The organism is Cobetia sp. 3AK (genome assembly GCF_029846335.1).
Classification (GTDB): Bacteria; Pseudomonadota; Gammaproteobacteria; order Pseudomonadales; family Halomonadaceae; genus Cobetia; species Cobetia marina.
Genome location: NZ_JARWKR010000011.1, coordinates 71,276 through 84,284 on the forward strand (window position 1 = coordinate 71,276; position 13,009 = coordinate 84,284).

Genomic DNA, 13,009 nt, shown 5'->3' on the forward strand with positions numbered 1-13,009 from the left:
CATGGCGGTGGATAAGAACAGTTAAAGCCAGACATAACATCGCGATAACATCATGTCCTTGCCAACTATGACTGCAGCTTTGGCATTTCTATCCCGAGGGTGGCCAAAAAAATCGGCCTTTTTTGTCACAGACCTTTACCAGATGTGAAAGCTGGGCTACGTGCGTTGCCTGATGAAGACGCATGAGTCGGCTCGCATCATGTGCAGGGCCGAATGTGCAGGCCCGATTGATCCGAGACATGTCGGGCAAGGACGCGCTAGCCTGAGGCCTGTTCCACATTGCTGCGCAATCGAGCCCCCCATCACAAGGACATCGCATGTCTGCCACGCCCCATGATCTGAGTGCCCTCACCCTGCATCATCCGGAAATTGCCACCTTGAGGGCTCGCCGGGAAATCAGCTGGCTGAATCCCGGACGACTCGACATCACGCAAGCGCAGGCCTCGCCGGCATTGCAGGCAAGTGGCGTGGGCGAACAGGATATCGAGGCTGCCGAGGCGCGCCTGGCACGTTTCGCGCCCTGGATTGCCGAGGCCTTTCCTGAGACGGCCGCCGCGTCAGGGCGCATCGAATCACCGCTGGTGGCAGCGCCCAGCTTGCAGCAGGCGCTGGGCGAGTCCCTTGCCACGCCTGATACCTCCCATGCCTCCGGGCAGACACTCCCCGGCCGCCTGATGATCAAATGTGACCATCAACTGCCGATCTCAGGGTCCATCAAGGCACGTGGTGGCATCCACGAGGTGCTCAAGCATGCCGAGCGTCTCGCCGTTGACGCAGGGCTTGTGCGTCTTGATGACGACTATCGCGCCTTCGAACACCCCGCGATTCAGGCACTGCTGGCCAACCAGCGGATACTGGTGGGCTCCACCGGCAACCTGGGACTCAGCATCGGGATCATGAGTGCCCGACTCGGCTTTCGCGTCACCGTCCACATGTCGGCGGATGCCAAGCAGTGGAAGAAGGATCTGCTGCGCTCGCGTGGCGCAGAGGTCGTGGAGCACAGCGGCGATTACAGCAAGGCGGTCGAGGCTGGACGCCGGGAGGCGCAGCAGCCAGACGCCCACTTCATCGATGATGAAAGCTCGCGGGATCTGTTCATGGGCTACGCCACGGCAGCCGGCCGCCTCGCGCGGCAGCTCGAGGATCAGGGGATTGCCGTGGATGCCCGCCATCCGCTGTGCGTCTACCTGCCGTGTGGCGTCGGCGGCGGCCCGGGCGGCGTGGCCTACGGCCTCAAGCAGGTCTTCGGTGACGCCGTGCACTGCTTCTTCGCCGAGCCGGTCAATTCCCCCTGCATGCTGCTGGGCATGTTGACCGGGAAGCATGACGGCATCGCGGTGGAGGATATCGGACTGGACAATCGCACCTGTGCCGATGGCCTGGCGGTGGGGCGCGCCTCGGCCTTCGTCGGACAGGTGATGGCACCGCTGCTCAGTGGCATCTACACCCTGTCGGATGACAGCATGCTCGAATGGCTGGCACTGGCGCATGACAGCGAAGGGCTCAAGCTTGAGCCATCGGCGCTGGCCGGGGTGCCCGGCATCATCCGCGTGCTGCGCAATGACGCTCCCGAGTGGCACGCCTGGCGAGCGGCTGTCGGGCTGGATGACGGCGAAGTACAGGCCAACACCACCCATGTCATATGGGCCACCGGCGGCAGCATGGTGCCCGATGAGATCTGGCAGGCCGACTATCAGCGTGGCAAGGCGTTGCTGGCGACTGCCGGCAGATCAAGCGATGAACGCCTGCCATAACCACACGCCCGTCAGGGTCAGCCCGATCACGCCCAGCGGGCGTGAATAGCGTTGCCAGAGGGCCATCGCCTGATCCTCGACCAGTGCCACCAGGGCCGCCAGTCCGAAATAGCGCACTCCGCGCCCGACCAGTGCCGCCAGCAGGAACAGCCCGACCGGATACCCGCTGGCACCGGCGACCAGCATGGCGCTCTGAAAGGGAATCGGCACGATGCCGATCAGCATGATGGCGAGGAAGCCCTGCTCGCTGAAGCGCTGCTGGAAGGCTTCGAAGGCCTGCTGGCCGCCGAAGAAGCTGATCAACCCATCGCCCCACGCCGCCAGTGCATAGGCCCCGAGATAGAACCCCAGCAGCGCCGCGGTGAGGTTGCCGGCCAATGCCACCGCGGCCACTCGCCAGCGGCGCTCGGGATGGCGCAGCATCCACGGGATCAGGATGACCTCGATGGGAATCGGGATCAAAAGGGTTTCCAGCATCGAGGCGATGAACAGCCACAGCATGGCGTGGCGGGATTGATTGAGGCGGTCGAGCCAATCACTCGCGGAAGAGAGTTTCCACATGAAGGCAGCACGTTGTCCTGGATGATGAGCTGACCACTTTGCCTTGAGTCCGCCCCGCTTGCCAGCCTGGCCACACGCCTGACCTCGAAGCCTGTTCTCAAGGCCAGCTCTCAAGATCAGCTCTCAAGGCCAGCTCTCAAACCCTGCGCGCTACTCGAAGCCTTCCAGACGCATGGCAGAGCGGATGAGCCGCTCATCTTCCGCTTCCAGCTCACGCAGACTGTCGCGAATGCCGTGCAGGTGGTCCAGCGCCGCTCTTTCGGCAGCGTCCGGCTGCTGGTCCATCACCGCACGATAGATGGCCGTGTGCTGAGCATTGATCTGGCCGCGGGGAATCGGCCGATGATAGAGATTGCGCAGCGAGGCGAACACCGAGCTGAGCAGCAGGTCATTGATGCCCTTGAGCGTATGCACCAGCACCGGATTGTGGGACGCCTCACAGATGGCGTGGTGAAAGGCGTGGTCGTGACGCGCCAGCTGCTGGGCATCCGGCAGCACCTCATCGCCCTGGGCTGAGGACGGGAAGTCCGGCGGATACTCGCGCACGCAGGCCGCCATTGCCTCGTAATGACGCCGGATCAGTACTCTATCCGCCGGCGTGCCCCGCTGGGCGGCCAGTCGCGCCGACTGCCCCTCCAGCAGCGCGCGCACCTCGAGCAGGTCATACAAGGTGCGCGGCTGGTCCCGAAACAGGTGCATCAACGGACTGATATCGCCGCTCGGCAACAGCTGAGCGACGCTGGAGCCCTTGCCGTGGCGAGTCTCGATGATGCCCTTGCCACGCAACAGCCTCAGCCCTTCGCGCAGCGAGGCGCGTGAGATACCCAGTCGCTCACAGAGCCTGCGTTCCGAAGGAATCATCTGCCCCGGCTTGAGCACACCATCCAGTATCAACTGCTCGAGGCGCGCCGCCGCATGCTCCGGCGCACGCTGCTCACCGCACGCCATTCTCTCTGACACCTGCATCCCTGCCCCTCCCCTGATGAACCGGCCGAGCCAGTCCGGCTGGCCTCTCCCGGGGTGCTCGTCTCTCGTCTGCCGCTCGCCTGCCCACATGCGGCAAGGAGACTGCCGCCTTTCTCACTGGTCAGACCACGCTCTCTACCCTAGCGAGCTCTCCTGTCGGCAGCGATACCCGATGACATGAACTAGACGAATGTCTGGTCAGACCACTGTGGCTTCGCATGGACAAGGCGCAGCCCTCACTGCCAGATTGGAGACACACCCACGCATCGTGACCTGCACACCCGACACGCCGCATGCATCACCGGCGCAATGGACACCTGACACGGCATCGCGAGTACCGGACTCTCCTGGAGGCATGGCATGAATATCCTGTATGACCCGACGCTGGATGGCCCTCTCCCCCAGCACGACAAGTCCCGGGTACTGGCGCACCTCACCACGCTGCTGCCCGACCTCACCCTGCTGCATCGCGAAGAGGATCTGCATCCCTTCGAATGTGATGGACTGGCGGCCTATCGCGTCATGCCGATGCTGGTCGCGCTGCCCGAGCGTGTCGAACAGGTCGCCGCCCTGCTGCGCGAATGCCACTCGCTGGGGGTTCCGGTGGTCACGCGCGGTGCTGGCACTGGCCTTTCCGGCGGCGCCTTGCCGCTGGAACAAGGCGTGCTGCTGGTGATGTCGCGCATGGCGCGCATTCTCGAGATCGACCCCGATGCGCGTACCGCGCGCCTGCAACCCGGGGTGCGCAACCTGGCCATTTCAGAAGCTGCCGCCCCATACGGGCTCTACTACGCGCCGGACCCCTCCTCGCAGATCGCCTGCTCCATCGGCGGCAACGTGGCCGAGAATGCCGGCGGTGTGCACTGTCTCAAGTACGGCCTCACCGTGCACAACCTGCTCAAGCTCGAGGTGCTGACCATCGAGGGCGAGGCGATGACGATCGGCGCCGACAGCCTTGACTCCCCCGGACTGGACCTGCTGGCGCTGATGACAGGCTCCGAAGGCATGCTGGGCGTGGTCACGGAAGTCACGGTGCGTCTGCTGCCCCGCCCCGAGACGGCCAAGGTGCTGATGGCAAGCTTCGCCGATATCGACAAGGCCGGCCGTGCGGTGGGCGACATCATCGCCTGCGGCATCATCCCCGGCGGGCTCGAGATGATGGACAACCTCGCCATCCGCGCCGCCGAGGACTTCATCCACGCGGGCTATCCGGTGGAGGCCGCGGCCATCCTGCTCTGCGAGCTGGATGGTGCCGAGGCCGATGTCGTTGATGATTGCGCACGGGTTCGCGAGGTGCTGGAACGCGCCGGTGCCACCGAGATCCGGCTCGCCCGTGATGAGGCCGAGCGCGCGCGCTTCTGGGCCGGACGCAAGAATGCCTTCCCTGCCGTGGGTCGCATGTCGCCCGATTATTACTGCATGGATGGCACCATCCCGCGCCGCGAACTGCCCGCCGTGCTCAACGGTATCGCCGAACTCTCGCGCCAATCGGGGCTCGCGGTGGCCAATGTCTTCCATGCCGGTGACGGCAACATGCACCCGCTGATCCTGTTCGATGCCAACAAGCCCGGGGAGCTTGAGCTGGCCGAGGAGGTCGGCGGCAGGATTCTGGAACTGTGCGTGGCCGCCGGCGGCAGCATCACCGGCGAACATGGCGTGGGCCGCGAGAAGATCAACCAGATGTGCGCGCAGTTCAATCACGAGGAGATCAGCGTCTTCCATGCCGTGAAGGCTGCCTTCGACCCCACCGGGCTGCTCAATCCCGGCAAGAACATCCCGACGCTGGCGCGCTGTGCCGAATTCGGTGCCATGCATGTGCATCACAACCAGCTGCCACATCCGGAGCTTCCGCGTTTCTAGACAGCTCTTGAATTCGCCGCCACCAGACCTTCTGCCACCTGATTTTCGCCACTTCATCGCCACTTCATAGCCACTTCATAGAGATATGCCATGCCAGAGCCAGATGATTCGCTCCAGGATCAGGTGCCAAGCCATGCCGAGTGCGCCACACCTGCCGCCAGCCAGCACAGGCAGGAACACGATGCCAGTGAGGCACTTTGCGAGCAGGTCCGCGCCGCCCATGAGGCGAGACGCCCGCTGCGCATCGCCGGCAGTGGCAGCAAGGCCTTTCTCGGGCGTAATGTCGAGGCCGAAGGTGTCCTGGACATGCGCACGCACCACGGCATCACCCACTATGACCCCGTGGAGCTGATGGTCTCGGTACGTGCCGGCACACCACTGGCGACGCTGGAGGCCGTGCTCGCCGAACAAGGCCAGCATCTGAGCTGCGAGCCGCCCCACTTCGGCCCCGAAGCGACCGTCGGCGGCACTCTCGCCTCTGGACTCAGCGGTCCACGCCGCCCCTGGAGCGGCAGCCTGCGCGACCTGGTGCTGGGCACGCGCATCATCAGTGCCGACGGCAAGGCGCTGCGCTTCGGCGGCGAAGTGATGAAGAACGTGGCGGGCTACGACCTGTCGCGCCTGATGTGCGGTGCCCAGGGCACGCTGGGCGTGATCAGCGAAGTCTCGCTCAAGGTGATGCCGCGCCCGGTGGCGAGCGAATCGCTGTGCCTGGAGCTCAGTCTCGCCGAGGCGCTGACTCGCCTGGATGCCTGGGGGCGCACGCCGCTGCCGGTCACGGCGACCAGCTGGCATGACGGTCGCCTCACCCTGCGCCTGGAAGGGGGCGAGCGTTCGGTCCAGGCCGGGCGCGAGCAATTGGGCGGCGAAGTGTTGATGCCTGATCAGGCATCGGCGCACTGGACCGAGTTGCGTGAGCACCGCCTGCCCTTCTTCACCGCGCGTGCGCCACATCAGGCCCTGTGGCGACTGTCCTTGCCGCTGGCACTGGATCACGTCGAATGGCAAGCCGCCGTCAGCGAGCTGCTGGGTCATCTTGAGGACGCCGACCTGCTGTGTGACTGGGCGGGCGCCCAGCGCTGGCTTTACAGCGACGCCCCTGCTGACAGGGTTCGTTCGCTGGCCAGCCGGCTGGGTGGCCATGCCATCTGCTACACCCCGGGAGCCGTCGCTGCCGAGGACAGTCCACTGATGCCACTGGCTGCCATCAATGCCCGCTATCACCTCCAGCTCAAGCAGCAGCTGGATCCTCACGGCATCCTCAATCCCGGTCGTCTATATGCCGAGATGTGATTCACTTCATGACGGGAGACGCACCTGAATGCAGACCCACTTCAGTGACGCCGCACTTGCCAGGCCGCACATCCAGCGAGCCGACAAGGTTCTGCGCAGCTGTGTGCATTGCGGCTTCTGCAATGCCACCTGCCCGACCTATCAGCTGCTGGGCGATGAGCGCGATGGACCGCGTGGACGCATCTATCTGATCAAGCAGCTGCTGGAAAGCGACCCCGAAAGTCCCGACGAGGCAGTTCGCGAGCAGGCAACGCAGATCACCCGCGAGACACAGCAGCATCTGGATCGCTGCCTGAGCTGTCGCAGCTGCGAGACCACCTGCCCGTCAGGCGTGCAATATCACACCCTGCTGGATATCGGCCGTCAGGAACTGGAACGCCGCGTCGGACGCCCCTGGCGTGAGCGCCTGCTGCGCACCGGGCTGCGCCATGCGCTGGTCGAGCCTGCTCGCTTCAAGGCCTTGCTGGCACTCGGGGTGCGCTTCCGCCCGCTCGCCCCGGGCGCGCTGGCCGACAAGATCCCGCTGGCCCGCGAGCACGACCGTCACGCTGAGCACCCGGCCGTCCCCGTCACCGCGACGCCTTCTGATCAGGCGCTTTCGCGCCAGGTGCTGATGCTGGAGGGCTGCGTGCAACCGGGCCTGGCTCCCAACATCAACGCCGCCACCGCCCGTGTGCTGGCGCGCTTCGGCATCGGCGTCACGCCGATCCGCGAGGCCGGCTGCTGCGGCGCCATCGACTATCATCTCAACGCCCAGCAGGCAGGGCGCGCGCGCATGCGTGCCAACATCGATGCCTGGTGGCCGGCCATCGAGGCGGGCGCGGAAGCGATCGTGCAGACCGCCAGTGGCTGCGGCGCCTTCGTCAAGGAATATGGCGAGATGCTGGCCGATGACCCGGACTATGCTGAGCGCGCCGCGCGCGTCAGTGCCCTGGCGCGTGACATCGTCGAGGTGCTCGGTGAGGAGATCGCCCGCGATGACCGACCGACACTTTCCGCCGCCTCCCCCGACCCGCAGCCGCTGGCCTTCCACTGCCCGTGCACCCTGCAACATGCCCAGGGTCTGGGCGGTGAAGTGGAGAAGATATTGCGCGCGCTGGGCTTCACCCTGACCCCGGTCGCCGAGGGGCATCTGTGCTGCGGTTCCGCCGGCACCTACTCGATCACGCAACCGGAGTTGTCACGCCAGCTGCGAGACCGCAAGCTTGAGGCGCTGGAGGCCAACGGGCCTGCGCGCATCGCCACTGCCAACATCGGCTGTCAGACGCATCTCTCGAGCGCCGGACGCACGCCGGTCAGTCACTGGATCGAACTGGTGGATGACGCCCTGCCCGAGACGCTGCCGCAGGCATGACGATTCACCGTTATTGTTATTGTTACTCTTGCTGTCACTTTCACTCACTCGCACCACTTGCCAAGGAAGCCCGATGATCACTCGCCACGTACTGACCCTCGCTGACGTCAATCAGATGCTGGACGCCGCCCAGAAGGAAGCCGAGACCAACGGCTGGGCCGTTTCCATCGCCGTTGCCGACGATGGCGGCCACCCGCTGGGCCTGCGTCGCCTGGACGACACGCCGGCGATGACCGGCTACTTCGCCCAGCAAAAGGCCAAGAGCGCTGCCCTGGGGCGCCGCGAGACCCAGCTGTTCGAGGACTCCATCAACGGCGGACGCACCGCCTTCCTGTCAGCGCCGGAGCTGGAAGGCATGCTGGGCGGCGGCGTGCCGGTGATGGTCGAGGGCCAGATCGCCGGCAGCATCGGCGTATCCGGCGTCAAGCCGGAGCAGGATGCCCAGATCGCCAAGGCCGGGGTCGCCGCACTGGGTCTCTGAGACCCCGCCAGCCTGGTCAAGAGGCCTCACCGGTCTGAATAAAAGGCGATTAAAAAGACCGCCGCGCCCATCAGGGCACGGCGGTCTTTTTGCATACGCCACTCTTGCGTCTGTGTCTTTCGGTCACGCACTGCGAGGTGGCATGGCGGCTTCCACCGCCGCCATGAAGGCGCGCAGCTTGCCCGACTGCGGCAGGCGCTGGGGATAGAGCATGTAGATGCTGTTGGGCTCGCCCTCCTCGTGCGCCAGCAGACGTACCAGACGCCCCTCGGCCAGCTCACGATCCACCAGGTAATGAGCGACCCGGATGATGCCGGCGTGATCCAGCGCCTGCTGCTTGAGCAGACGATGATCATTGATCGCCAGTCCGCCAGCGGGGCTTATCTCACCACTGGCCAGCGGCCAGCCGGATTGCCCGGCCCAGCGGTGGCAACGGTGGTCGGCAAGTGCTGCGGCCGTGTGCGGGGTGCCCTGCGCCGCAAGGTACTCGGGCGAGGCACAGCAACAGTGGACGTAATCCAGCAGGCGCCGCGCGATCAGGTTGTCCGGTGGCGTGCGCGTGGCGCGAAACGCCACGTCAAACGGTTCGCGCGTCAGATCATGACTCTCGTAACTGACGTCCAGGCGCAGCTCGACCGCCGGGTGGCGGGCCTGGAAGGCATTGCAGACCCCGATCAGATAGCGCTCGGCAAACAGCACCGGCGCAGTGATGCGCAATACGCCGCTGAACCCCTGTCGTGGGTGATCCCTCCCATGCTCGAGGTCGTGCTCGAGGTCACGCTCCAGTGCCAGCAGCTCGCTGCGCACGCCTTGCATGCGCTGGCGGATACGCTCGCCCTCCTCGGTCAGGCGCACCGCCCGCGTGGTGCGAATCAGCAAGGGCGCCCCGATATCGTGCTCAAGCCGCCGCACCTGCTCGGAGAGATGGGCGCGCGAGATGCCCAGCACCCTGGCCGCCTGCGTGAAGCTGAGCGATTCCGCCACCTGAGCGAACAACATCAGGCGCTCTACCTGCTTGTGATGCTGCATCCAGCCTGCTCCTCATGCCAGCTAACCGGGATTGGAGGGATCGAGACTGCCACAGCATTGTGCGCTATGGCGAACAATCTATTCGTTCGCATGTACTTATCAGACCGACAGACGCGACCTAGACTGAAGGCGTCATCCGAGGTCATTTCCTCCCTGAGACATCCCCGCCTTCACTCGCGAAAGGACTCCGCCATGCGCTATACCCCGGCTGAAGATCGCTACGAACGCATGCAATACCAGCGCTGCGGCAAGAGCGGCCTCAAACTGCCCCGCCTGTCACTGGGGCTTTGGCACAACTTCGGCAACAACGCCCATGAAGACAATGCGCGCGCCATCTGCCACACCGCCTTCGATCTGGGCATCACCCACTTTGATCTGGCCAACAACTACGGGCCGCCCCCGGGCAGCGCCGAGGAAATGTTCGGCCGCATGCTCAAGCGCGACTTCGCCGGCTATCGCGATGAGATGGTGATCTCCACCAAGGCGGGCTATCACATGTGGCCTGGCCCCTACGGCGAATGGGGCAGCCGCAAGTACCTGCTCTCGAGTCTGGATCAGAGCCTCAAGCGCATGGATCTCGATTACGTCGACATCTTCTACTCGCACCGCTTCGACCCCGACACGCCGCTGGAAGAGACGATGGGGGCGCTGGACAGCGCCGTGCGTTCCGGCAAGGCGCTCTATGCGGGCATCTCCTCCTACAATGCCCAGCGCACCCGCGAAGCGGCCGCCATCCTGCGCGAGCTGGGCACGCCGTGCATCATCCATCAGCCCAGCTACTCGATGATCAATCGCTGGATCGAGGAAGACGGCCTGCTCGACACCCTCGATGACGAGGGCATCGGCTCCATCGTGTTCTCGCCGCTGGCCCAGGGCGTGCTGACCGACAAGTATCTGGGCGGCGTGCCACAGGACAGCCGCCTGGCACGTGGCGGGGCGATCAAGGAAGACCACCTCACCGAGGACAACCTGGAGCGGGTGCGCGCCCTCAATGCCATCGCCGAGCGGCGTGGCCAGTCGCTGGCGCAGATGGCGCTCGCCTGGGCACTGCGCGGCAACCGCGTCACCACCGCACTGATCGGCGCCAGCCGTCCGCAGCAGGTCAGTGATTGCGTCAAGGCGCTGGATCACCTCGACTTCACCCAGGCGGAGCTTGATGAGATCGACCGCTACGCCGTCGATGGCGGCGTCAATCTATGGGCGCGCTCGTCCAATGCCTAAGCTCGTGCATAAGCTCGCATCCAAGTTCTCGCTCAAGCACGCAATATAGAGCCTGATAGCGTACGAGAGCCTGATAGCGTACGTATGAGCTGAGACTGATACAGTGAAGTGCCTGAAACACATCGCCCCCGCCGAGTGAGTCTCGACGGGGGCGATGTTGTCTGGCTTGAAGCGCTGATGGCAGGAATTCAGCCGCCGGTGGGAATGCCGTGCTCGCTGGCCAGCAGCGCGCGGTAATCGGCATAGCCCTTGCGGTAGGCGGCCACTCCCTCGGGCTGGGGCTGGGTGTGGGTCGTCAGGTCCAGCGCCACCAGCCGATCACACAGCGCCTTCAGCGTCTCGCTGCGGGGCCCCTCTCCCTGCGCGTCCCGCTGGCGCAGACACCAGCCGGCCTGAATGGCGGCGCCCAATGCGGCGGCCTCGGTCACCTGCGGGCAGACCACCTCGAGGTCGAGAATGTCCGCCAGCATCTGACGCCACAGCGGGCTCTTGGCACCTCCCCCCACCAGCCGAATCTGGCGCGCCGCACTGCCCAGCGGCCCCATGCACTCAAGCGCGTAGCGCAGGCCGTAGCTTGCGCCTTCCATGGTCGCGCGGCACAGGTTGGCCGGGGTGGTGTTGCGGCTGTCCAGCCCATGGAAACTGGCCTGGGCACGCGGCAGCATCGGCACGCGCTCGCCATTGAAGAACGGCAGGATCTGCACGCCCTCGGCCCCGGGAGGCGCACTTGCCACCTGCGCGGAGAAGGTATCGATGTCGAAGCCGAACATCTCGCGCACCCGTGTGGTGGCAGAGGTGACATTCATGGTGCACACCAGCGGCAACCAGCCGCCATCGCTGGCGCTGAAGGCAGCCACCTGAGGGTCACAGCCCTCGGGATACTGAGCTGACCACGCGCATACCGTGCCGGAGGTGCCCATGCTCAGCGTGACGCGCCCCGGCGCGATGTTGCCGGTACCGATGGCACTCATCATGTTGTCCCCACCACCACTGGAGACGGCGACATCCGGGCGCAGTCCGAAGCGCGCGGCGATCTCGGGCCGGATATGCCCGGCGGGCTCATGGGATTCGATGAGTCTGGGCAACACGCGCCGGGCATCAAGCTCCGGGGCGATCTGCGCGAAGACATCCTGATGCCAGCAGCGGCGCCGGGTATCGAAATAGCCGGTGCCCGAAGCGTCGCCATATTCGGCGACATGCTCCCCGGTCAGCCAGAAATTGAGATAGTCATGCGGCAGCAGGATGCTGGCGATGCGCTGATAGCGCTCGGGATGCTGCTCACGCAGCCAGGCGAGCTTGGAGGCGGTGTAACCGGTCTGCAGCACCAGTCCCAATGCCTCCAGACAGCCCGCCTCTCCTCCCAGCGCCTCGACCAACGCGGCGTTATGCTCGCGGGTCTCGGTATCACACCACAGCTTGGCCGGATAAAGGGGCACGCCCGCCTCATCCAACACCACCATGCCATGCTGCTGACCGGACACCCCGATCGCCTCGATGCGCAGCGGGTCCAGCCGCGAGGTGGTCAGTGCCTCATCGAAGGCACCTTCCAGCGCGGCGACCCAGTCGAGCGGGTCCTGCTCACGGCGCCCGTTGGCCCCTTCCTGCAGCGCATGACTGCGCTGGCCCTGGGCCACGATCCGCCCGAAGTCCGGGTCGAGAATCACCACCTTGGTGCTCTGGGTTCCACAGTCAACGCCAACCCACATGCGGCTCTCCTTGCCATCCATCATTCAGCTGTCATCCGCGTCGGGGCCGATGGGGTCGTTCGCCAGACGCCAGCGCCAGTCGGCGTTGAGCGAGTCCTGCTTGATCAGATGCGCATTGAGCATGTCCTTGTGATGGGTACGCTCATGGGCACCCCGCGCATCCTGGCCCATCTCGCGCCAGCGATGCAGCAGGCGCGGCACCAGGACCTCATCCTCGATGTCCAGGAAGATGCGGATATCGAACAATTCCAGCAATGCATCCCAGGGCGCGTGGCGCAGCAGCAGATAGTTGCCCTCGACCAGCACGATGCGATGACGGGGCTCGACCACGCGGCCTCCGGCACGCGCCAGATCCAGCGGGCGGTCGAACACCGGCACGGCCACCGGGCCATCATCGGCGCGCACCCTGACGAGGTCGTGATAGAGCCCGCGCGCATCGAAGGTCTCCGGAGCGCCCTTGACGTAGAGCAGCCCCAGAGGGGCCAGCACGGCGTTGTCGTAGTGATAGCCATCCATCGGCACCACCACGGCGATGCCGGGTTCCAGCGCGTTGAGGGTCTCGCACAGGGATTCCGACAGCGTCGACTTGCCCGCCGCCGGCGGACCGGCGAGGGCCACGATGGTACGTGTGCGCTGACTGGAGGCATGTTCCGCCAGCACACGGCTGGCCATGTCGTCCAGTGAGGGCGACATGTGGGCCAGGCGAGAATCGGGTAAAGATGTCACGTGACTACCTCATTCATGGATGCACACCGCTTGCAGCAGGACGGAAGGTGTCTTTCAT

Annotated in this window: 11 protein-coding genes; 6 read left to right on the top strand and 5 right to left on the bottom strand. The window is 65.2% G+C overall.

The window, feature by feature from the left end:
• Window positions 1-317: 317 nt before the first annotated feature.
• Entirely contained in the window at window positions 318-1,754 is a 1,437-nt protein-coding gene (locus QD228_RS14745) for a D-serine ammonia-lyase (RefSeq protein ID WP_279875968.1), read from the top strand.
• Here the strand turns inward: QD228_RS14745 and QD228_RS14750 are convergent.
• Both QD228_RS14750 and glcC read right to left on the bottom strand, forming a co-directional pair.
• A complete protein-coding gene (locus QD228_RS14750) occupies window positions 1,731-2,315 on the bottom strand; it encodes a VTT domain-containing protein (protein WP_084209012.1) in 585 nt (194 codons plus the stop codon). The genes QD228_RS14745 and QD228_RS14750 overlap by 24 nt on opposite strands.
• Before the next feature lie 150 nt (window positions 2,316-2,465).
• Entirely contained in the window at window positions 2,466-3,281 is an 816-nt protein-coding gene (gene glcC / locus QD228_RS14755) for a transcriptional regulator GlcC (protein ID WP_217622018.1), read from the bottom strand.
• Between the two features lie 360 nt (window positions 3,282-3,641).
• Here glcC and glcD point away from each other — a divergent pair, with 360 nt between their 5' ends.
• From glcD to QD228_RS14775, 4 genes are all read left to right on the top strand, one after another.
• Window positions 3,642-5,141, top strand: a complete 1,500-nt coding sequence (gene glcD / locus QD228_RS14760; RefSeq protein WP_136938139.1) for a glycolate oxidase subunit GlcD — start codon at window positions 3,642-3,644, stop codon at window positions 5,139-5,141.
• Window positions 5,142-5,231: 90 nt separating this feature from the next.
• A complete protein-coding gene (glcE, locus tag QD228_RS14765) occupies window positions 5,232-6,434 on the top strand; it encodes a glycolate oxidase subunit GlcE (RefSeq protein ID WP_279875969.1) in 1,203 nt (400 codons plus the stop codon).
• A gap of 28 nt (window positions 6,435-6,462) precedes the next feature.
• Window positions 6,463-7,788 (top strand): glycolate oxidase subunit GlcF, encoded by a 1,326-nt coding sequence (glcF, locus tag QD228_RS14770; RefSeq protein ID WP_279875970.1) that lies wholly within the window; start codon window positions 6,463-6,465, stop codon window positions 7,786-7,788.
• A 73-nt stretch (window positions 7,789-7,861) separates the two neighbouring features.
• Window positions 7,862-8,269 carry a heme-binding protein gene (locus QD228_RS14775; RefSeq protein WP_077372671.1) on the top strand — a complete coding sequence of 136 codons (408 nt, stop codon included), beginning with the start codon at window positions 7,862-7,864 and terminating at the stop codon, window positions 8,267-8,269.
• Window positions 8,270-8,392: 123 nt separating this feature from the next.
• Here the strand turns inward: QD228_RS14775 and QD228_RS14780 are convergent, their stop codons facing one another.
• Window positions 8,393-9,298: a LysR family transcriptional regulator gene (locus QD228_RS14780; protein ID WP_279875971.1), complete on the bottom strand. Its 906-nt coding sequence runs from the start codon at window positions 9,296-9,298 to the stop codon at window positions 8,393-8,395.
• Window positions 9,299-9,490: 192 nt separating this feature from the next.
• On the opposite strand from QD228_RS14780, the gene mgrA reads away from it, so the two are divergent.
• On the top strand, window positions 9,491-10,519 hold the full coding sequence (mgrA, locus tag QD228_RS14785) for an L-glyceraldehyde 3-phosphate reductase (protein WP_054556771.1): 1,029 nt from the start codon (window positions 9,491-9,493) through the stop codon (window positions 10,517-10,519).
• 188 nt (window positions 10,520-10,707) lie between these two features.
• Here the strand turns inward: mgrA and xylB are convergent, their stop codons facing one another.
• Together xylB and QD228_RS14795 are read right to left on the bottom strand one after the other, a co-directional pair.
• Window positions 10,708-12,225 (bottom strand): xylulokinase, encoded by a 1,518-nt coding sequence (xylB, locus tag QD228_RS14790; protein WP_279875972.1) that lies wholly within the window; start codon window positions 12,223-12,225, stop codon window positions 10,708-10,710.
• Window positions 12,226-12,249: 24 nt separating this feature from the next.
• On the bottom strand, window positions 12,250-12,951 hold the full coding sequence (locus QD228_RS14795) for a nucleoside/nucleotide kinase family protein (RefSeq protein ID WP_307722823.1): 702 nt from the start codon (window positions 12,949-12,951) through the stop codon (window positions 12,250-12,252).
• Window positions 12,952-13,009: the final 58 nt, after the last annotated feature.